The following is a 21,371-nucleotide window of genomic DNA, read 5'->3' as shown; positions in this document are numbered from 1 at the left end:
ATTTATCGGCTACACAGAGATGGAATATTTTTCCGCCTGTGAGGAAACTCCGATAGATGACGCATCAGCAGATACTCTCCTTCGCGGTAATCATACTCATGATGGGGGCGTTTATCTGGGGCAAATTCCGTTATGACGTAGTTGCGCTTTGTGCGCTTCTCTTGGGCATAGCGGTCGGGGTTGTACCCTTCGATCAAGCTTTTTCCGGCTTCAGCGACGACATTGTTATCATTGTTGGCAGTGCACTGGTGGTTAGCGCGGGCGTCGCGCGCTCCGGCCTTATGCAGGCGGCAGTGCAGCGCTTTCTGCCGGAAATGAACAGCGTGCGGCTACAGCTCGCCGTTCTGGTGGCGGTCGTCACCGTGCTTTCTGCCTTCGTTAAAAATGTCGGCGCACTGGCAATCATGATTCCTGTTGCGTTTCAGTTTGCGCGCCGTTCCAATGTTTCTCCCTCAACTTTCCTCATGCCCATGGCATTCGGCGCGCTGCTCGGCGGCTTGATGACCCAGGTCGGCACTTCGCCCAATATCGTCGTTTCCCGCATCCGTGGCGAAATGGTCGGAGAGCCTTTCACCATGTTCGACTTTACGCCAGTGGGCGCTGTGCTCTCAGCCGTAGGTCTCATCTATCTGGTGTTTTTTTACTGGCTTGTTCCCCAGCGCACTCGCGAAAATGTTTCGCTCAATGAAGCGATCAAGATCAAGAATTATGCTTCTGAAGCCCGCCTCAGCAAAACCTCGACAATGATCGGCAAGCGCGTGACTGATCTCATCAGGGTGGCCGAAGGCGAAGCGATGGTGACGTCCATCATACGCAACGATCAGCGGTTGACGCCGCTTCCCGACACGATTCTGAATGAAGGTGACGTTGTTCTTCTGGAGGGCGATCCCAAAGCGCTTGATACTGTCATAAGTGCAGCAAAACTCACCCTGTCCGAGAATCGCAAGCCCTCCGAGACCAGCGGCTCGACCGACATTGAAGCCGTTGAAGCCGTTATCGGAAAGAATTCGCGCCTCATCGGACTGACCGCCCAGAGGCTTGCTCTTTTCGCACGCTATGACCTGAACCTGCTGGCAGTCAGCCGACCGGGCGAGCGTATCACCGAACGTCTCAGTGAGGTCATTCTACGCTTCGGGGACGTGATCGTGCTGCAAGGCAGACAGGCCAATCTTTCCAACTTCCTGCCGGAATTCGAATTGCTGCCGCTTGCTCGCCGCAAGCTGATGCTTGGCAGCGTCAGGCGTGGATTGATCCCGCTCGCCATTCTGATTGCCGCCATCGGGGCAACCGCTTTGAGCCTAGTGCCGGTGGCGGTCGCTTTCTTTGCCGCTGCCGTCGCTATGCTGTTGTGCAAAGTGATCCCTCTCAACGAGGTTTATGATGAAATCGATGGCCCGATTCTGGTCATGTTAGCTGCGCTTATTCCGGTTTCGGATGCGTTGAGAACAACCGGCGGCACGGATCTCATAGCAGAAGGACTTGCCACCATTGGCCATCAATTGCCACCAGCTGGGGCCTTGGCACTCATTCTTGTGGCCGCGATGATGGTTACGCCGTTTCTCAACAATGCCGCAACAGTGCTTGTGATGGCTCCCATCGCGACAAGTTTTGCTTCCGGACTTGGTTTCAAGCCAGAAGCCTTTCTGATGGCGGTAGCGATCGGCGCGGGGTGTGATTTCCTCACCCCGATCGGCCATCAATGCAATACGCTGGTGATGGGGCCTGGCGGCTATAAATTCAGCGATTATCCGCGTCTTGGATTGCCGTTATCCATCATCATCGCGATTGTAACGGTTCCCACCCTGATGTTTTTCTGGCCGCTGCAATAGCGTGCTAAAGCTCGACTGAACGTATCCATTCGAGGCTATCAGATACGATCTTTTCCACGCTCTCGGCGATATCAGCGCGGAAGACCAATGGTTCTCCAACCGGACTTTCGAGTGTCGCAATCTGGCTTTTCAGCATCGTTACCGGCATGAAATGGCCAGTGCGATGCCCCATGTGCTCATGCAAGACTTCAAAACTGCCATCCAGAAAAACAAAAAGGACAGGCGCACCCGCAGCAGAGCGGAGGCGATCACGGTATATCTTTTTCAGCGCAGAACAGGAAACGACAATCCCGTCAGTCGAGGCAGCAAGACGTTCTCCGATTTTATCAAGCCATGGCCAGCGATCCTCATCCTGCAAAGGTATGCCTGCTGACATTTTATCGACGTTGGACTTCGGATGAAGGGAGTCGCCTTCCAGAAACGGGAGAGCCAATGCATCGGCAATCTTCTCACCGATCGTCGATTTTCCGGAACCCGATACACCCATAACGATAATACGCAACATCAATTCCTCATACGCTCGCGGTCATGCCGCCATCGACATGCAAAACCTGTCCGTTTACAAAAGTGGAAGCGTCGCTGCTCAGGAACACTGCGGCCCCAACCAGTTCCTCCACATCTCCCCAACGGCCCGCCGGTGTTCTTTTTTCCAGCCAAGCCGTAAATTCAGGGTCATCAACCAATGCCTGATTCAGTGGCGTCTTGAAATAGCCGGGCGCAATCGCATTGATCTGCAAGCCGTGTCTGGCCCAATCGGTGGCCATACCACGCGTCAAGTTGCGAATAGCTCCCTTCGTTGCTGTATAAGGCGCGATGGAAGGTCGAGCCAATTCGCTTTGAACCGAGGCAATATTTATGATCTTGCCACGTCCTCGTGCAATCATATGGCGCGCAGCCGCCTGTCCGGCATAAAAAGCGCTGGAAATATTGGTTTCAAGGAGCTGGTGCCATTTCTCGACCGGGAAATCTTCGAGCGGCGCTCGATACTGCATTCCCGCATTATTGACCAGAATATCGAGCGCGCCGATTTCATCCTCTATCGCATCAATAGCTGCGCGAACTTCTTCAGCATCCGTCACATCGAATCCAGATGCAAAGACCGTATGGCCCTCTTCTTCCAATGAGATAACGGCAGCATCAACTTTGTTTCGGTCACGACCATTGATGATCACCGTTGCCCCATGTTCCGCAAGCCCTCGAGCCAAAGCAAAACCAATGCCTTGACTGGATCCGGTGACCAAGGCAATGCGCCCTTCCAGACTGAAAAGTTCGAAAGAAGAAGCCATTAGAAAGTTTCCAATTTGAGACCGACGCGGCTTGCTGCCTGCACGATATGATTTCGCATCACTTCGCGCGCACGCAATGGATCACGTGAGTGAATGGCATCCCTGATCGCGGTGTGCTCATTAATGGTGATCTCGACGATCTGCTCAAGCACGGCCCTTGCACGCGCTGCGTTGATTGCCTGATTGATGCGCTCGGCAATGAAACCGAGGACCAGCGGAAAATACTCGTTGTGGGTTGCAGAAGCGAGTGCACGATGAAAAGCCAGATCGGCAGCTATGCCCGTATTTGTCCATTTTTTTGAGCCGCTCATTTCTGCGAGCGCTTCGTTCAGTTGCATCATGTCATGTTCATTGCGATGCACCGCCGCTAATCCTGCCGCTTCAATCTCGAGCGCCATTCGCAACTGGAACAGGCTGCGGAAATTTTCACGATTGGCAAGTGTTTCGGGTTCGATGCGGAGGGCATGCCGCCTGTCGGGTTCCGTTACGAAAGCACCGACACCCTGACGTGTTTCAATCAAGCCCTCGTTGCGAAGCTGGGCAATCGCTTCGCGTACAACCGAACGGCTAACGCCGAAGCTTTGAGCAAGATTATGTTCTGTCGGCAGCTTTTGCCCCGGCAGCAGAGTACCTTCACCAATCTGCCGCGTAATTTCGGAAGCGATGCGTCCGGGGAGCTGCTCATTGCGCCTGATTTCACCAAACAAAATGATAAAGTCTCCCTGATTGCCCGTGCAACTGATGTGTCGTCAGCCTCTTGAAGAGTCAAGCGAAAGCTGGCAGCCCGGATTCATGATGTTGCCCGGATCAATGACCTGCTTGAGAGCTTCAAGCAACTTTCGCCGCGCAGGGTCAATCCGCTTCTCGAAATCGTCCCTTTTTAAACGACCGATGCCGTGCTCGGCGCTAATGCTGCCCGCATAACGATCCAGAACAGCATTGATCGTTTCCTTCGCAAGCTTGATCTTCACGTCTTTCGCTGCGACACCGAGATTACTTTCGGGAATGACATTGAGGTGCACATTGCCATCGCCGACATGCCCATAGGAAACCGCGAGACAATCGGGAAGAACCTTCGCCAGTTCCCTTTCAGCTTCATCGACGAATGATGCCAGTTTTGAAAGGGGAACCGATATGTCTGTGCGCAGGTGCTTGCCGCGCAGGGCCTGCCCCTCGTTCATCGCCTCCCGAAACATCCAGAGATTTTGACCCTGTGCCCGCGATGACGCGATGGCCCCGTCAAGAACGAGGCCATCTTCCAGTGCCTGTGTAAGAAACCGTTCCATCAAGGATGCTATATCGACTAGACCCGAGCCTGAAATCTCCATCAATACATAGGCCGGATATTGCCCAAGCGGCACGGTGAGTTCCGGCATAGCCTCTTGCGCGAGTGTAAAGGCCACCGGCGGCATGAACTCGAATGCGGACATCAGATCACAGCACTGCACCCGTGCCCGTCGATAAAGCGCGATCGCATCCTCAAGGGAGTTAAGCCCGAGCAGCGCAGTTTCGATCTTGTCCGGCAAAGGCATCAATTTGATCGCCACACCAGTTACTATTCCAAGGATGCCTTCCGCGCCGATAAAAAGCTGCTTCAGATCAATGCCGCGATTGTCTTTTCTCAGCGTCGAAAGACCGTTGAAGACTGTACCGTCAGGCAGAACCACCTCCAGCCCAAGGATCAACTCGCGAGTCATGCCATAGCGCAACACGTTGACACCGCCAGCATTGGTGCTGACATTTCCACCAATACGGCAGCTTCCCTGTGCACCAAGCGCCAGCGGGAAAAACATTCCTTCTGCAGCCAGTTTGTCTTTCAGTTCGGACAGAATGCAACCGGCGTCGACAACCGCTGAAAAATCGTCCGGATCAATTTTCCGAATGCAGTTCATCCGCTCGAGACTCAAAATGACGAGGTTGTCCTGGCCATCAGGTACACCGCCTTGCACGAGACCGGTATTTCCGCCTTGGGGAATGACAGACAATCCTAGCAAAGCGCAGGCTTTAACCGCGGCGGAGACATCAGCTGTCGAACGCGGACGGATCACCGCCACCGCCGCTTTCTCCACATCTCCGGGCCAGTCACGGCAATAACCAAGCATGTCGTTTTGCCCGGTCATAACCAGATCATCGCCCAAAAGAGCGACGAGATCTGTCTGCTTGTTTCCGGTCTTGTCCCCCGAACTGTGCATGATACCCTCTTGGCTATATCGATGTGCAATGCGCTGCCGCAGGAGTACGACAGTTTTTAAGATGCAGCGGGCTTTTCCATTTGCTCCTGTGGCAGAACAGAGAAAACTGTTTCCAAGGCTTACATATAAGGTTATCAGACAACCCTACAACATGAATCTGTGGGAGACTGGATAAGTGTTGTTACGATAGCCACACCTGCACTTTTGAGCGATGTTGGCTGCAAGGCAGGGAGGAGATTCTGGATGCATATCGCAATCATCGGCGCTGCCGGCATGGTCGGGCGCAAACTAACGCAGCGCCTCTCGAAAGACGGGCATCTTGGCGGAAAATCCGTCGAAAAGCTTACACTTATCGATATCGTGGCGGCAGAACCTCCGACCAGTTTTGCGGGACCAGTCGATACTCTGGCAGCAGATATATCCACTATGGAAACAGCTCAGAAGATCGTGTCAGGACGACCTGATGTCATCTTCCACCTTGCGGCCATCGTGTCCGGTGAAGCGGAGATAGATTTTGATAAAGGATATCGAATCAATCTGGATGGCACCCGGCATCTGTTTGACGCAATCAGGCTTGCGCACATTGCTGATGGCTATAAGCCGCGCGTGGTTTTCACGTCTTCCATTGCCGTTTTTGGCGCCCCACTCCCCCACCCGATCCCCGATGAATTTCACACGACCCCGTTGACCAGTTACGGTACGCAAAAGGCCATAAGCGAGCTTTTGTTATCGGATTACACCCGGCGCGGCTTCTTCGAAGGTATCGGCATTCGCTTGCCGACGATCTGCATACGCCCCGGCAAACCGAACAAAGCAGCTTCCGGCTTTTTCTCCAACATCCTTCGCGAACCGCTATCCGGGCAGGAAGCCGTTTTGCCCGTTCCCGAGGATGTTCGGCATTGGCATGCTTCGCCGCGCTCAGCCGTCGGTTTTCTGATCCATGGCGCAACCATCGATACGGAAGCTGTGGGAGCGCGTCGCAATCTTTCCATGCCGGGTCTCAGTGCCACCGTGGGCGAACAGATCGAAGCCTTGCGCCGCGTAGCGGGGGAAAAAGCCGTCGGCCTCATCCGACGCGAACCGGACGAAATGATTATGCGCATGGTCGCTGGCTGGGCTCCTGGTTTTGAAGCAAAACGCGCGCAGGCTCTTGGCTTCACCGCCGAAACATCCTTTGATGAGATTATTCGCGTTCACATCGAGGATGAAATGGGAGGCAAACTTTGACACGCAGGATCGCTTTTCTGGGAACCGGGCTGATGGGCGCACCCATGGCCGGACGCCTTCTGGATGCGGGCTTCGACGTGACTGTCTGGAACCGAAACAGCACCAAGTCTGCCCCCCTTGTTGAAAAAGGTGCCAAAGTCGCTCAAACCGCTGCCAAGGCGGGGGAGCAGGCCGATATAGTCATCACCATGCTGACCGATGGGCCGGCGGTACGGGAGGTCCTCTTTGAGCAAGGCGTCGCTGCCGTCTTGAAAAATGGCAGCACCGTCATCGACATGAGCTCCAATTCACCGGATTTCGCCCGCCTGCATACCCAGCGCTTGCAAGCGATAGGCGTCAATCATATCGACGCGCCGGTTTCAGGGGGCGTAATCGGTGCACAGGAAGGCACACTTGCCATCATGGCAGGAGGTGATGAAACAAACATCGCTAGTCTCGCCGATGTATTCAAACCAATGGGACGCCTCACCCGCGTCGGTCCATCCGGTGCTGGCCAACTTGCAAAACTCGCCAATCAGCAGATTGTAGCCGTAACCATTGGAGCCATTGCAGAGGCAATGGTTCTAATCGAAAAAGGCGGTGGATCACGTGCAGCATTCCGCGATGCCATTCGAGGCGGTTTCTGCGAAAGCCGTATTCTCGAACTGCACGGCAAACGGATGATTGATCGCAATTTTGCGCCAGGCGGCACATCGCGCATTCAGCTGAAGGATCTCAATTCGATCCTTGATACGGCGGGCAATTTGTCCTTAAGCCTGCCGCTTACCGAGACTGTGCGCGAAGCCTTTGCCGCTTTCGTAGAAGAAGGTGGCGGCGAGCAAGATCATAGCGCCCTGCTCCTTCATCTCGAAAAGCTCAATCAAGGCGGGACGAGCTAGCTCGCACCGGTTCCGATTGCATTGGGAGGTGCAATGAAGATCACAGCCGTCGAAACGATCCGCATAGCCGAACGGCCAAATCTGTTATGGGTTGAAGTTCATACAGACGAAGGGATTACCGGGCTCGGTGAAACTTTTTTCATGGCCGAGACGGTCGAGGCCTATCTGCACGAATATGTGGCACCACGCGTCGTAGGTCGCGACCCGCTACAGATTGATCTGCTGGCCTCCGACCTTGTGGGCTATCTCGGATTCCGTTCAACCGGCGCCGAAGTGCGTGGTAACTCCGCTTTCGACATCGCCCTGTGGGATCTCTACGGCAAAGCCGCCAATCTCCCTATCGCTCAGCTTCTTGGCGGTTTCAGCCGCCAATCCATCCGCACCTACAATACCTGCGCCGGAACCGAATACATAAAGAAGGCTACCGGCCAGCAGTCTGCCAATTATGGCCTTGCGAATGCCGATGCAAGTTATGACGATCTGAACGGCTTCCTGCACCGGGCAGACGAACTTGCACTTTCGTTGCTGGACGAGGGCATCACGGCGATGAAAATCTGGCCGTTTGACATGGCGGCAGAGAAGACGCGCGGACAGTATATTTCTCAACCCGATCTCAAAGCGGCATTGCAGCCTTTCGAGAAAATTCGCGCGGCCGTCGGTGATCGCATGGATATCATGGTTGAGTTCCATTCCATGTGGCAACTCTTGCCCGCCATGCAAATCGCCCGTGAACTAGCGCCATTCAAGACTTTCTGGCACGAAGACCCAATCAAGATGGACAGTCTCGGTAGCCTGAAACGTTATGCGGAAGCAAGTATTGCACCGATCTGCGCCTCCGAGACCTTGGGAAGCCGTTGGGCGTTTCGCGATCTTCTCGAAACTGGCGCTGCTGGTGTGGTGATGCTCGATTTAAGTTGGTGCGGTGGCCTGTCAGAAGCTCGCAAGATCGCAGCCATGGCAGAAGCGTGGCATCTTCCGGTAGCACCGCATGACTGTACTGGCCCTGTCGTTCTGTGCGCTTCAACGCACTTGTCGCTTAACGCACCGAATGCTCTCATTCAGGAAAGCGTGCGCGCATTTTACAAAACCTGGTATCGCGACCTTGTCACGGCCCTGCCCGAAGTGGCGAATGGCATGATTACCGTTCCCCCCGGCGCAGGTCTCGGCATGGAACTCAATCCCGAAATGAGCAAGGCCTACACCGTCAGCCGAAGAAAAACAGATCGATCTAATTTTTGAGGTTAATGCCGCCTGACGGCTGGACTAAATATCAGACTGCTAATAATAGTACTATTGTTGTCAGACATCCTGACAACGCATGGCCAACGGGAAACGGCCATATATTGGGAGGATATCCGTGCAAGACAAGCGTGAACTGACAGCATCGGCGATTCTGCCTGAAGATAGCCATTCTGCGATTTTGATAGGCCGAGTTTGGTCGAAGGCAGAAAATGGCCCCTGTCCAGTATTGGTAAAAAACGGTTATCTGCACGACATATCCAGCTTATCTGCTACCGTTTCAGGACTTCTGGAACGCAATTCGCTACTAAGCGAGTTGCAGGCTGCAGAGAGCTTCCCGGTCCTCGGGTCTCTGGACGATTTTCTGTCCGATGATTGCGGAGAGCTGCTCGCTCCTATCGATTTGCAATCCATCAAGGCAGCAGGTGTTACCTTTGCTGACAGCATGCTCGAGCGCGTGATCGAAGAGCAGGCAAAAGGCGATCCTTCCCGCGCCCGTGAAATTCGTGAGCGCCTTGCTCCCGTCATCGGCGATAATTTGCGCGGTGTTGTTGCTGGCTCCGAGAAAGCCGCAGAGGTCAAGGCGCTCCTTCAGGAAATGGGGCTCTGGTCCCAGTATTTGGAAGTGGGCATCGGGCCAGACGCAGAAATCTTCACCAAATCCCAGCCGATGTCTGCCGTTGGATGCGGCGCAACAGTCGGCATTCTACCCATTTCGCAATGGAACAATCCCGAACCGGAAGTCGTACTGGTTGTCGCATCTGACGGACGCATTGTTGGGGCGACACTCGGCAATGACGTCAATCTCAGGGACGTCGAAGGGCGTTCAGCGCTCTTGCTCGGCAAGGCGAAGGATAATAACGCATCCTGTGCTATCGGCCCTTTCATTCGCTTGTTTGATGGCGATTTCACTATGGACGTGTTGCGCAAACTCAAGCTTGCGCTGACTGTTCACGGAGCAGACGGCTTCGAGATGACCGGCGAAAGCCCAATGGAAGCAATCAGCCGCGACCCTGAAAATCTCGCCTCGCAAATGATGAACCGCAATCATCAGTATCCGGATGGAGCGGTATTGTTTCTCGGCACGATGTTCGCGCCCGTGAAGGACCGTCGTGGCGCGGGACAGGGTTTCACCCACGAAGTCGGCGACCGCGTGGAAATATCCACACCGAAGCTGGGACGTCTTGTCAACTGGGTCGACAGGACTGACAAATGTCCTGAATGGACATTCGGTATCAGGGCGCTGATCCAGAACCTGCAAGCCCGCGATCTGCTCCATAAAGTCTGAGGGCGAGCATATGACGAAAGCCATAGACTTCTTCTACAAGCTACTTGGCGCAATTCTCGTCTTCCTCCTCGCAGGCATGGCTATCATGGTCTTCGTCAACGTGGTTTTGCGCTATGCGGCAAATTCCGGGCTGACCGTGTCGGAGGAACTTGCGCGTTACTTTTTTGTGTGGGTAGCGTTTCTCGGGGCAGTCCTCACTTTTCGCGAGAACAGCCATTTGGGTATCGAAACGCTGGTTGCGCGCTTCGGGCGACGGGGCCGCATTGCCTGCATGGCGATCAGTTATCTGGTCGTCCTTTTATGCTCGGGAATTTTCTTCTGGGGCACATGGAAGCAATTCGACATCAATGCCAGCATGGTCGCACCTGTCACCGGCCTCTCCATGATCTGGGTTTATGGAGTCGGACTATTTACCGGTGGTGCAATGTTCATCATTGCTGCCGAGCGCTTCCTGCGGGCTGTTACAGGTCGTCTGACCGATGAGGAAATAGCCACCTTTGCGGGCGAACACTCGCTCGACCATCTGATGGAGTAGACGACATGACGCTTGTAGTATTTGTCGGATCGCTCCTCAGTGCTATGGCTATCGGTGTTCCGATCGCGTTCTCCCTTATGTTCTGTGGTGTCGTTCTCATGTGGTACATGGGGATGTTCAATACGCAGATCATCGCGCAGAACATGATCGCGGGTGTCGACTCGTTCACACTTCTGGCGATCCCTTTCTTCATTCTGGCTGGTGAATTAATGAATTCCGGGGGACTGTCCCGCCGTATCATTGATTTCGCCATCGCCTGCGTTGGCCATATTCGCGGCGGCCTCGGTGTCGTGGCCATTCTCGCGGCCATCATCATGGCCAGCGTATCAGGGTCGGCTGCTGCCGACACGGCGGCGCTCGCAACAATCCTCGTACCCATGATGGCCAAAGCTGGCTACAACATCCCGCGCTCTGCCGGATTGATGGCAGCCGGCGGCATCATTGCACCGGTTATCCCGCCATCCATGGCCATGATCGTGTTCGGTGTTGCGGCTAATGTATCCATAACACAGCTTTTCATGGCCGGCATTGTACCGGGCTTGTTAATGGGTATTGCCCTGCTCGTGACCTGGCAGATTGTCGTCAGAAAAGACAATCTCAAAGTGCTTCCCAAGCAGTCGCGCAAAGATCGGCTGCAGGCCACCGGGCGTGCACTCTGGGCACTCGGCATGCCGGTGATCATTCTTGGCGGCATCCGAATGGGCGTCATGACACCGACAGAAGCAGCCGTGGTGGCCGCAGCCTATGCGCTTTTTGTTGGCATGTTCATCTATCGCGAACTGAGATTTTTCGATCTCTACGGCGTCTTCTTGCGGGCTGCAAAAACAACGTCCGTCATCATGTTTCTCGTTGCATCGGCTCTGGTGTCGTCGTGGTTGATAACGGCAGCGAATATTCCGGCCGAGATCAGCAGTTATATCGCGCCCCTGATCGATAGTCCGAAGCTACTGATGTTTGCGATCATGATTCTTGTGCTCGTCGTTGGGACCGCACTGGACCTTACGCCGACGATCCTGATCCTGACGCCGGTCCTGATGCCGATTGTCAAACAGGCGGGTATAGACCCGGCCTATTTCGGCGTTCTCTTCATCATGAATAACAGCATCGGGCTTATCACCCCGCCGGTCGGAGTCGTGCTGAATGTTGTGAGCGGCGTTTCTAAGGTGCCGCTCGGAAAAGTGGTCGCTGGCGTCAATCCGTTCCTGATTTCGCAGGTGATCGTATTGCTTCTGCTGGTTCTGTTTCCAAGTCTCGTACTGGTACCCATGAACTGGCTTCATTAGGTTTAACACCAACTCTGGGAGGAGAGTTCAATGAAGAAACTGATTATGCTGGCAACGACCGCCCTCATGGCGGGAGCGCTAACTGCACCTGCCTTCGCCGAATTTCAGGAGCGCAACATCCGCGTTTCCAACGGCATTAACGAGGATCATCCAGTCGGCAATGGCATGAAGGCCATGAATGAATGTCTGGCTGAGAAGTCCGGCGGCAAGATGAAGATAACCGCGTTCTGGGGTGGAGCTCTGGGAGGCGATTTGCAGGCGACGCAGGCACTCCGTTCCGGTGTGCAGGAAGGCGTTGTCACATCGTCATCACCACTCGTCGGGATTGTTCCCGCGCTTGGCGTTTTCGACCTGCCATTTCTCTTCGCAAACGATGAAGAGGCAGATGCTGTCGTCGACGGCCCCTTCGGCAAGATGATGGACGAAAAACTTGCCGCCGTCGGCCTCGTCAATCTGGCCTATTGGGAAAATGGCTTTCGGAATCTCTCGAATTCCAAACATCCGGTCAACAAATGGGAAGATTTCAGCGGCATGAAAGTCCGCGTGATGCAGAACAACATCTTCCTCGACACATTCCAGAATTTCGGCGCCAACGCCACGCCGATGGCTTTCGGTGAAATATTCTCGGCGCTGGAAACCAAAGCTATCGATGCCCAAGAAAACCCCTACGTCACAATCGATACGTCAAAGTTCTATGAAGTGCAGAAATACGTCACCGAAACGAAACATGCTTATACGCCGTTTCTATTCCTGTATTCCAAGCCGATCTTTGACACATACTCACCCGAAGAACAGGCCGCTTTGCGTGAATGTGCCGTCATTGGGCGCGACGTAGAACGAAAGGTCATTCGCGAACTGAACCAGAAGTCACTTGAAAAAATCAAGGAGGCAGGTCTGGAAGTCAATACGCTTTCCCCTGAAGAGCATGCACGTATGCTTGAGAAGTCCCAGCCTATCTATGACAAATATAAGTCACAGATCGGTGCGGACGTCGTCGACGCCGTACAGAAACAGCTTGGCGAAATCCGCAAGCAATAGATCCTCAAAAAACACAGGCCGCGCTAAATGCGCGGCCTGTGCTGCCAATTCAGGTAGCCTCCTGAGGAATATCGACCCGTTCAGCAGATTGGAAACGTGCGCAGGACTGTCGGCCTGACCCGCGCTGGAGCGCTCTTCACGGATTTAAGTAATTCTCAGTTGAGCGGGATAGCGTTTCCATCCTTGCTCGCCTGATACGTACCAGACAATTCGTCATATTTGGCGAAAATGGCGTCGAGCTTTTTGCCAAGACGCAAGCGATCCGTTTCGGGCAGGGATGCAACCATCTTCGGAATTGAATGGCTGTGCCAGAACGCATTGTCGCGATTATATCCACCCGGCTCCAGCGTGAAGACTTCCTTCAGAATTTTCAAATCGTGCGGAATCGAGAAAGCATCTCGTGAATCCTCGTGGCTGAACAAGTAGTAAAAATTGTCAAAACCACTCCAGGTAATGGCCGAAAGGCACATGGAGCAAGGCTCGTGGGTGGAAAGAAAGACCATATCCCTTGTATTGGGGCGCTCGTTCTCAGGCATCTCGTAGAAGCGCTTCAACGTGTGAACTTCACCGTGCCAGAGCGGATTTTCGGTCTCGTTATTGGTTTCAGCCAGAACAAGGGACAAATCCGATTTGCGTAACAAGGCCGCACCGAAAACCTTGTTTCCTTCCGCGACGCCTCGCTCAGTCAGTGGAATAATATCCTGCCCAATAACATCTATCAGCTTCTCAAGCAGCTTCAGTTCATCTGTCTGCACGGGTTCACTCCTCCCGATTTGGTGCAGCAGCGCCGGACCGTTTCGGCCCGGCGCGCGCTATTGCTACTCCGCAAAGAATGCGAAGCGGATGACGAAGAGTGCGGCAACGAGCCAGGTAGCCAGATGCACGTCACGGGCCTTTCCGGTGAAGGCTTTGAGAATGACATAGCTAATGAAGCCGAAGGCCAGACCATTGGCAATCGAGTAGGTAAACGGGATAGCCAAGGCCGTTAGTGCAGCAGGTGCCGCTTCCGTCACATCGTGCCATTCGATCTCGGTCAGTTCGCGCATCATCAAGCAGGCAACGTAGATCAGAGCCGGCGCAGTAGCATAAGCCGGAACCGAACCTGCGAGCGGCGAAATAAACAAGGCTGCAAGGAACAGCAGCGCCACAACCAGCGCCGTCAGGCCCGTACGACCGCCAGCCTGAACGCCTGATGCGCTTTCGACATAAGCCGTCGTGGACGAGGTGCCAAGGAGCGAGCCGCCGAGAATTGCGGTACTGTCGGCAAACAGGGCGCGTCCGAGACGGTTTGGTTTTCCCGGTTCAATCAGACCGCCGCGCTTTGCCACGCCGATCAACGTGCCGGTAGCATCGAAAACCTCAACCAGAACGAAAACCAGAATGACATGCAGAATACCCGTATGCAGAGCACCCATCACGTCGAGTTGAAGGAAGGTCGGAGCAAGGCTTGGCGGTGCGGAGAAAACGCCGCCGAACTGGCTGATACCAAGAGCGATAGACGCCACGGTGACAATGAGAATGCCAATGAGGATCGCACCGCGCACCTTAAGAGCGTCCAACACAGCGATGATGAAGAAGCCCGCAATCGCCAGAAGCGGTCCTGCCTTCGTCAAATCGCCGAGGCCAACCAGCGTTGCTTCGTTGCCAACGACGACGCCGGCGCTCTTCAGACCGATCAGGGCCAAGAACATGCCAATACCGGCTGCAATCGCGCTTCGCAGCGAATGTGGGATGCCCTCAACCAACCAGCGGCGTACCCCGGTCACGGTCAAGATCAGGAAGATGATACCCGAAATGAAGACGGCACCAAGTGCCTGCTGCCACGAAAAACCCATCGCCCCAACAACGGTGAAGGCGAAGAAGGCATTAAGGCCCATGCCCGGCGCCATGCCGATAGGCCAGTTTGCGACGAGCCCCATAATGATCGAGCCGAGAGCTGCCGCAAGGCAAGTGGCGACGAAAACGGCGTTTCGATCCATACCCGTAGTGGACAGAATATCCGGATTTACAAAGATGATGTAAGACATGGTCAGGAAGGTCGTCACGCCGGCAATGATTTCCGTTCTCGCCGTAGTGCCGTGTTCCTGCAATTTGAACAGCTTTTCGAGCATCGTCCCTCCAAGGCAAAGCGCCCGTCAATTTGTGCCTCAATTCACGCCAAATCCCGACGCGCAACCTATTGCGCTTCGTGAAATTTCGAATTGAAGCAATCTATGCGATTGCCATAATGTTAGTTGCCGCTGCAGATTTGCATACGGACATGTTCCCCATACACCCATCGCGGACAAAAGCACAGTTCCGCCGCTTGAATGCCAGTTTATTGACATGATTTAGTGTGGACTGACTTTTCACCGGACGCCAGTCACTCATTTGCCTGGAAATATTTGAAACAGATTCAAAAAAGATAGCTTCGAGTACGTGAGCCGACTTTTTCTAACCGGCTGATTGAAATGGGGTTTCCAAAAGAAGCGCCGTACCATACATGCCCAAAGCAAAAAACGTATGCGCAACAAGATTCAGTAAACGGATATTGCGTGCATTCGGCAGTTTTGATGCAGCCCAACCGATTCCCAAGCCTGGCTGCAACAAGAACCACCCCGCCGCAACGGTCAGCATTCCGAAAATCCACACCGGCAGAAATGCCGGATCAGAAAACCATTCCGCGCCGGCATACATGGCGAAGATAACGCCGTAAAGAACACCGACGGCGTAATGTCCAATCCAGCCAAGTGCAACTTCATACCTGTAAGGTTCAGCATCGGAAATATCATTGTGGAAGATGCGTCCGCGGTGCAGGTGCCAAAACCAACGCCCCACCAATCCCCAGTCTGGACGCCTTTGCCCCGGTATCGCCGCCAGCACAAGCGCCCATAAGTCCATCGCAACCGTCGCGCCGACTCCTATCAGGACTCCGCGCAAGATAATGTCCATCACAAGTCTTCCTTTGCATCACCGGGCGGCCAGATAAGCCCGAGACCGCCCGATGACGCAAGAGGATATTCCCGTGCACTCCTGCATTCCAAATGCTTGCTTGCAATAACTTGATTTACAACATGCATCGGCAATAAACGTTGCTATGAAATAAAAGCGATGAAGATCGGCAAATCATCCGCGGCTACCACGGAAAGACCGCACCTTCATCGCCTGCCCCCGCAAACACAAGTTGGCTGAAAATTGGGAGGGTCGCAATTGCAATCTGTCCCAAAATGGTGCGGATTATGTCTCATTTGCCGTTATTGACGGGAAAACGGGTGAACCTGTTCAAGCCCATGCCCAGCTGCCAAGCCGCGTTACACGAAACGAAACGCAAGCTTCGGACCACAGATTTAATTGAGTAATACATAAAACAAAAGCGCCGGGACTGGAGACCGACGCTTTGTCATTTTATTTGATTTTCACTTACAGGGCGATCTTTCGGGAGACACGCCATAAGTTTTTACTTACCGAAAACAGCGCTCTGGATCTGCGAACGCGAAACACCGATATCGGCAAGAAGATGGTCGTCCATGGCGCCGAGTTCACGAATAGCGCGACGGCGGGATACGAACTGCTGTACTTTCTGACGAATGTTCATTTGCTTTCTCCTCGTTTGGATGATCGTTAAATAGGCGTTTGCCCAAATTTCCACCACGGATATGATTGCAAATGAGGCATGCGTTTTTGCTTGAGCTCGCAACCTTGAAAAGGACAACTTTACTTCTTCTTCAAGCAATGGCCCGCATATAAACTTGGAGTGAGGACTTCCATTCCCATCAAGAAATGGGCCCCTGACCCCAAATGAAGAATTTCAGAAATGTCTTTTGCCAATAGCCTTCTAATCGATTAAGGGAGCGATAGGAACGAACTCCTCCGCGTTTCTTTCGGACATCGTCATGCTTTATGGTATTTTTCTCGCGTTTGCGTCCTATGCGGCGTTCGCTGTCAGCGACGCCTGCGTCAAGTTTCTTGATGGCACATTGTCGCCATACGAAGTAGCGTTTTTCGGCGCGGTGCTTGGCCTGTTTGCTGTTCCCTTTACAAAAAAGGCTGGCGATGTCTGGCTCGATATGTTTCGCACCACCAATATAAAGATGTGGCTGCTGCGGACGGTGACAGCCGCCATGGGAACCATAGGCAGCGTCACCGCATTCACGCATCTTTCCATGGCGGAAGCCTTCGCCCTTATTTTCCTTCTCCCGGCCTATGTGACAATACTTTCAGTCGTTTTCTTGAAAGAACAGGTCGGCTGGCGACGATGGTCGGCAGTTTTGATCGGCTTTGCCGGTGTGCTGATTGTGCTCCGCCCAGGCTTCAGGGAACTCTCGATCGGCCACCTCGGAGCACTTGCCGCTGGCATGGGCGGGGCGATGAGCATCATCATCTTCCGCGTCATGGGCAAACAAGAAAAACGAATATCGCTTTATACGAGCGGCCTCGTCGGCCCTATCATCATCTGCGGCGCTCTGATGGCCCCGTCCTACGAAGTGCCCAATACGGAACAATGGGTATATCTGGCGGGTTATGGGCTTCTTGCCGCGCTCGCCAATATCCTGCTCATGCTTGCAGCTCACCGCGCGCCCGCGAGTGCGATCGCTTCCCCACAATACAGCCAGATGATCTGGGCGATCCTTTTTGGATATTTCGTCTTCCACGATCACATAGACATGCCAATGACGATTGGTATCGTCCTGATCACCATTTCAGGGCTCTTTACCTTCATTCGTGAAAGGCAAAGAGGCGTCGAAGGCCCCCCGGCCGTTGCCACGTCGGAACCAACTCCGGCGCTTGTGAAAGATGAAATGGAACAATCGTGAAGGCGAGCGGGGAGAAGTTCGCACTTGTATCCAACGTTGCCTCCCCCTACCATGCCGCCAGCCTGTAGAGGATCGATGAAATAATACTTCAAACAGAAGCGCTTGGGTCGTCAATCTGGTTCAACGCACCCGGTCGCGCTCCGAGCATTTTCCAATAGCGATCTGTGTTCGAAAGCGCTCCAACGCAGGCAGAAGCACGAGAAATATTTTGTCAAAGGACTAGGAAATGACCGACAAGCGGGCGATGTGGACCTATTACAAGGGCGAATGGCGTGAAGGTGACGTACGCATCCTCGGCGCGGCCTCTCAGGCGACCTGGCTTGGTTCGCTGGTATTTGATGGCGCTCGCCTGTTCGAAGGCGTGACGCCAGATCTTGACCGGCATTCAGCCCGCGCCAATGATTCAGCCCGTGCCTTGGGATTGGAACCCACGCTTACTGCCAATGATATAGAGGCGCTTGCGCGCGAGGGCCTGAAAAAATTCGCGCCAGGAACAGATGTTTATATCCGCCCCATGTATTGGGCGGAAGAAGGTGACGCCAGCACTGTTGCACCGCTTGCATCCTCTACGGATTTTGCACTCTGCCTTGAAGCGATCCCCATGGTCGAGCCGAAGGGTTTCACCATCACCACGACATCGTTCCGTCGGCCATATCTGGAAGTCATGCCGGTCAATGCAAAGGCAGCCTGTCTTTATCCGAACAACGCACGGATGCTGCGTGAGGCAAAGGCAAAGGGTTTCCACAATGCGCTGGTGACCGATGTGGTTGGCAACGTCGCGGAGACTGCGACCTCCAATGTTTTCATGGTGCGAGGCGGCGAGGTTTTCACGCCTGTTCCCAATGGCACATTCCTCAACGGGATTACGCGCCAGCGCGTCATCAACCTGTTGAGAACGGCAGGCGTCAGCGTTCATGAGACCACTTTGAAGGTCCAGGATTTCCGCGAAGCGGACGAAATCTTCTCTACTGGCAATATGAGCAAGGTCGTTCCGATTATCGGTTTTGATGACCGTAAAATTGAGTACGGCCCTCTGACGAAACGCGCCCGCGCGCTATACTGGGAATGGGCTCACGCCTGATATCCAAGCAACACATCTCCGGTCTGGATCGGAGATGTGTTTCCCCTCCCCAAGAGCCGACCCGACAACCACATGATTGAGCACGCGCCCTTGTTTCTCGCGATCGCAGTGATTGCGGCATTTCTCGTCGGGCTTTCGAAAGGCGGATTGCCGTCGGTCGGAACGCTTGCCGTTCCCTTGATGGCGCTCGTCATTTCTCCAGTCACCGCAGCAGCGCTTCTGCTTCCGATCTATGTCATCAGCGATATGTTCGGCCTGTATCTTTATCGCCATCACTTTTCCGCACGCAATCTGGCAATCCTGACGCCAGCGGCAATTTTCGGCGTCGGCATCGGCTGGATGTTCAGCGCCCACCTGTCGCCCACTTTCATAGGGATGCTGGTCGGATTGGTGGGCATCCTTTTCTGCTTCAATGCATGGTTCGGCGCACGTTATCGCAAAAAGGCACGAAAGGCAGATGTTCCGGGCGGTGTCTTCTGGGGCATACTCACGGGCTTGACCAGTTTTGTCTCTCATTCCGGCGCGCCACCCTTCCAGATGTATGTGCTGCCGCAGCATCTGCCGAAACTGGTCTTCGCCGGCACTTCGACTATACTTTTTGCCATCGTCAACGCCGTCAAGCTCGTCCCCTACTGGCAGTTACAGCAATTTTCCAATCTCGATACATCACTCGGCCTTTGGCTTGTTCCCGCTGCAATCATCGGCACCTTTGTCGGCGCAAAGCTGACCCGGATCATGCCGGATGGCCCATTTTTCTTGCTTGTGCAGCTGACCCTGTTCGGGCTTTCCATCAAGCTCATTGCAGATTGGATTGTACCTTATTTCTTCGGTTGACGAGATTCAGCGGTAGCTTGCAACGCATCATTCGTTCAGTCACCATGCCACCTATCAAGCGCTTTTTGGGGAGAGAGGAAGCGGGGATGGCGGATGCGGATGCAATCATCGTTGGAGCAGGCCTGGCCGGACTTGCCGCGGCTCATGAACTGGCTGCTGCTGGACGCAAAGTTATTCTTCTGGAACAGGAAGGCGAGAATTCCATTGGCGGCCAGGCGTTCTGGTCTCTCGGTGGATTGTTCATGGTCGACAGTCCCGAGCAGCGCCGCGTTGGAATCAAGGACAATATTGATCTAGCGCGGCAAGATTGGTTCGGGTCAGCGCAATTTGACCGCCCCGAGGATCATTGGCCGAAACGCTGGGCGGAGTCCTATCTGGAATTCGCTGCGGGCGAAATGCGGCCTTGGCTCCATGGTCTCGGCATGCGCTGGTTTCCTGTTGTTGGCTGGGCAGAACGTGGCGGGGCAGCAGCTGACGGGCATGGCAACTCGGTGCCCCGCTTTCACGTGACCTGGGGCACGGGGCCGGCGGTTGTGGCTCCTTTCGAACGATCGCTTCGCGAAGCCATCGGCAAGAACCTCATAAGCCTGAAGTGCCGCCATCGGGTCAACAGCATCGCAACGACCGGTGGCCGGGTCAGCGGCGTGTACGGAGAAGTACTCGCCCCCTCGACGGTCGAACGCGGACAATCTTCATCACGCGACGTCGTCGGTGAGTTTGCCTATTCCGCTGGCTGCGTCATCGTCACATCCGGCGGCATAGGTGGTAATCCCGACAAGGTTCGAAGGGCATGGCCGCGCGAGAGACTCGGCAATCCCCCAAAAGAAATGGTGTTGGGAGTTCCGGCGCATGTCGACGGACGCGGTATCGATATCGCCGTTGCTGCTGGAGGACATGTCATCAATGCCGATCGCATGTGGCACTATACTGAGGGAGTTCGCAACTGGAATCCCATCTGGCCCAACCACGGCATTCGTATTTTGCCGGGACCATCCTCGATGTGGTTTGACGCCAAGGGTAACCGCCTCACCGCTCCTTATCTCCCGGGCTTCGACACGCTTGGCACGCTCAAGCACATTCTTTCCACCGGCTACGACTATTCCTGGTTCATCCTGACTGAGAAAATCATCCGCAAGGAATTCTCCCTATCAGGATCGGAGCAAAACCCCGATCTCACTGGCAAAAACTGGAAGCTATTGCTGAAAAGCCGTCTCGGCAAAGCGCCGCCACCGCCCGTCAAGGCATTTCTGGACAATGGAGCAGATTTCATTACAGCCGGGAATCTGGATGAGCTCGTTGCAAAAATGAATGGATTGACAGGAGACAAGCTTCTCAGAACTGACCATATCCGCAACCAAATCGAAGCTCGAGATCGCGAGACGGCGAACCGCTATTCCAAGGATGCCCAGGTGATGGCGATCCATAATGCCCGGGCCTATATCGGCGATCGTCTCACGCGCGCAGTGCCGCTGCATCCTCTGCTGGAACCCTCGAACGGCCCACTGATTGCCGTCAAACTTCATATTCTGACACGCAAGACACTTGGTGGACTGCATACCGATTTGGACGCACAAGTGCTGAATGAGGCTGGCGAAAAGGTGCCTGGCCTATACGCGGCAGGCGAGGCCGCCGGCTTTGGCGGCGGCGGTTATCACGGATATAATGCGCTCGAGGGCACATTTCTTGGCGGCTGCATTTTTTCGGGGCGCATAGCCGGTCGTACGGCTGTTGCGGCAACATAGCACTAATTCCTAAACAGCCAGAGGTGCAACATACAGGCTGTTCTCCCCTCGTCCGTATTCCATATATGAGATTTTTATTTTTTGGCACCTAGCCCGCTCTCGAAACCCTATGCCATGCGGCGCCAT

At 54.3% G+C, this 21,371-nt stretch carries 20 protein-coding genes; 12 read left to right on the top strand and 8 right to left on the bottom strand.

What is annotated here, in order from left to right:
• Positions 1 to 56: 56 nt before the first annotated feature.
• Positions 57 to 1,829: an SLC13 family permease gene (locus tag AC0TOF_RS12775; protein ID WP_473768521.1), complete on the top strand. Its 1,773-nt coding sequence runs from the start codon at positions 57 to 59 to the stop codon at positions 1,827 to 1,829.
• Between the two features lie 4 nt (positions 1,830 to 1,833).
• On the opposite strand, the gene AC0TOF_RS12770 is transcribed toward AC0TOF_RS12775, so the two are convergent.
• From AC0TOF_RS12770 to AC0TOF_RS12755, 4 genes are read right to left on the bottom strand one after another with little or no spacing between them, the layout of a single operon-like run.
• Positions 1,834 to 2,334, bottom strand: a complete 501-nt coding sequence (locus tag AC0TOF_RS12770; RefSeq protein ID WP_473768520.1) for a gluconokinase — start codon at positions 2,332 to 2,334, stop codon at positions 1,834 to 1,836.
• Positions 2,335 to 2,341: 7 nt separating this feature from the next.
• Complete coding sequence (locus tag AC0TOF_RS12765) at positions 2,342 to 3,115, bottom strand: SDR family oxidoreductase (RefSeq protein ID WP_473768519.1); 774 nt, start codon at positions 3,113 to 3,115, stop codon at positions 2,342 to 2,344.
• Positions 3,115 to 3,822, bottom strand: a complete 708-nt coding sequence (locus tag AC0TOF_RS12760; RefSeq protein WP_473768518.1) for a FadR/GntR family transcriptional regulator — start codon at positions 3,820 to 3,822, stop codon at positions 3,115 to 3,117. The genes AC0TOF_RS12765 and AC0TOF_RS12760 overlap by 1 nt, the downstream gene beginning before the upstream one ends.
• 42 nt (positions 3,823 to 3,864) lie before the next feature.
• The gene (locus AC0TOF_RS12755; protein ID WP_473768517.1) at positions 3,865 to 5,307 is read right to left on the bottom strand and encodes an FAD-binding oxidoreductase; all 1,443 of its coding nucleotides are present in this window, start codon (positions 5,305 to 5,307) and stop codon (positions 3,865 to 3,867) included.
• 243 nt (positions 5,308 to 5,550) lie between these two features.
• Here AC0TOF_RS12755 and denD point away from each other — a divergent pair, with 243 nt between their 5' ends.
• The 7 genes from denD to AC0TOF_RS12720 all read left to right on the top strand — a co-directional run bounded on the left by denD (position 5,551) and on the right by AC0TOF_RS12720 (position 12,795).
• On the top strand, positions 5,551 to 6,534 hold the full coding sequence (gene denD / locus AC0TOF_RS12750) for a D-erythronate dehydrogenase (protein WP_473768516.1): 984 nt from the start codon (positions 5,551 to 5,553) through the stop codon (positions 6,532 to 6,534).
• A complete protein-coding gene (locus AC0TOF_RS12745) occupies positions 6,531 to 7,412 on the top strand; it encodes an NAD(P)-dependent oxidoreductase (protein WP_473768515.1) in 882 nt (293 codons plus the stop codon). Before denD ends, AC0TOF_RS12745 begins: the two co-directional genes overlap by 4 nt.
• A gap of 33 nt (positions 7,413 to 7,445) precedes the next feature.
• Positions 7,446 to 8,651, top strand: a complete 1,206-nt coding sequence (locus AC0TOF_RS12740) for a mandelate racemase/muconate lactonizing enzyme family protein (protein ID WP_473768514.1) — start codon at positions 7,446 to 7,448, stop codon at positions 8,649 to 8,651.
• Between the two features lie 118 nt (positions 8,652 to 8,769).
• The gene (locus AC0TOF_RS12735) at positions 8,770 to 9,939 is read left to right on the top strand and encodes a fumarylacetoacetate hydrolase family protein (protein WP_473768513.1); all 1,170 of its coding nucleotides are present in this window, start codon (positions 8,770 to 8,772) and stop codon (positions 9,937 to 9,939) included.
• 10 nt (positions 9,940 to 9,949) lie between these two features.
• Positions 9,950 to 10,474, top strand: coding sequence for a TRAP transporter small permease (locus AC0TOF_RS12730; protein ID WP_473768512.1), 525 nt, complete (start codon positions 9,950 to 9,952; stop codon positions 10,472 to 10,474).
• 5 nt (positions 10,475 to 10,479) lie between these two features.
• Entirely contained in the window at positions 10,480 to 11,757 is a 1,278-nt protein-coding gene (locus AC0TOF_RS12725; protein WP_473768511.1) for a TRAP transporter large permease, read from the top strand.
• A gap of 30 nt (positions 11,758 to 11,787) precedes the next feature.
• Positions 11,788 to 12,795: a TRAP transporter substrate-binding protein gene (locus AC0TOF_RS12720; RefSeq protein ID WP_122001853.1), complete on the top strand. Its 1,008-nt coding sequence runs from the start codon at positions 11,788 to 11,790 to the stop codon at positions 12,793 to 12,795.
• A gap of 155 nt (positions 12,796 to 12,950) precedes the next feature.
• Here the strand turns inward: AC0TOF_RS12720 and AC0TOF_RS12715 are convergent, their stop codons facing one another.
• The 4 genes from AC0TOF_RS12715 to AC0TOF_RS12700 form a co-directional block, all read right to left on the bottom strand.
• Positions 12,951 to 13,550: a nucleoside deaminase gene (locus AC0TOF_RS12715; RefSeq protein ID WP_473768510.1), complete on the bottom strand. Its 600-nt coding sequence runs from the start codon at positions 13,548 to 13,550 to the stop codon at positions 12,951 to 12,953.
• A gap of 63 nt (positions 13,551 to 13,613) precedes the next feature.
• The gene (locus AC0TOF_RS12710) at positions 13,614 to 14,906 is read right to left on the bottom strand and encodes an NCS2 family permease (protein ID WP_473768509.1); all 1,293 of its coding nucleotides are present in this window, start codon (positions 14,904 to 14,906) and stop codon (positions 13,614 to 13,616) included.
• 322 nt (positions 14,907 to 15,228) lie between these two features.
• On the bottom strand, positions 15,229 to 15,729 hold the full coding sequence (locus tag AC0TOF_RS12705) for a DUF2938 domain-containing protein (RefSeq protein WP_473768508.1): 501 nt from the start codon (positions 15,727 to 15,729) through the stop codon (positions 15,229 to 15,231).
• Positions 15,730 to 16,231: 502 nt separating this feature from the next.
• Positions 16,232 to 16,369 (bottom strand): DUF1127 domain-containing protein, encoded by a 138-nt coding sequence (locus AC0TOF_RS12700; RefSeq protein WP_006471330.1) that lies wholly within the window; start codon positions 16,367 to 16,369, stop codon positions 16,232 to 16,234.
• Positions 16,370 to 16,667: 298 nt separating this feature from the next.
• Between AC0TOF_RS12700 and AC0TOF_RS12695 the strand changes: the two genes are divergently transcribed.
• From AC0TOF_RS12695 to AC0TOF_RS12680, 4 genes are all read left to right on the top strand, one after another.
• Positions 16,668 to 17,588, top strand: a complete 921-nt coding sequence (locus AC0TOF_RS12695) for a DMT family transporter (RefSeq protein ID WP_473768507.1) — start codon at positions 16,668 to 16,670, stop codon at positions 17,586 to 17,588.
• A 226-nt stretch (positions 17,589 to 17,814) separates the two neighbouring features.
• Positions 17,815 to 18,669 (top strand): branched-chain amino acid aminotransferase, encoded by an 855-nt coding sequence (locus AC0TOF_RS12690; protein WP_473768506.1) that lies wholly within the window; start codon positions 17,815 to 17,817, stop codon positions 18,667 to 18,669.
• A gap of 72 nt (positions 18,670 to 18,741) precedes the next feature.
• Positions 18,742 to 19,503 carry a sulfite exporter TauE/SafE family protein gene (locus AC0TOF_RS12685; RefSeq protein ID WP_473768505.1) on the top strand — a complete coding sequence of 254 codons (762 nt, stop codon included), beginning with the start codon at positions 18,742 to 18,744 and terminating at the stop codon, positions 19,501 to 19,503.
• Between the two features lie 86 nt (positions 19,504 to 19,589).
• On the top strand, positions 19,590 to 21,245 hold the full coding sequence (locus AC0TOF_RS12680) for an FAD-binding dehydrogenase (protein WP_473768504.1): 1,656 nt from the start codon (positions 19,590 to 19,592) through the stop codon (positions 21,243 to 21,245).
• Positions 21,246 to 21,371 lie beyond the last annotated feature (126 nt).

The sequence above is a fragment of the Ochrobactrum sp. PL_is501 genome, assembly GCF_055816895.1.
The sequence above is the reverse complement of the archived record's forward strand: the minus strand, read 5'-3'. Positions and strand labels throughout refer to the sequence as shown.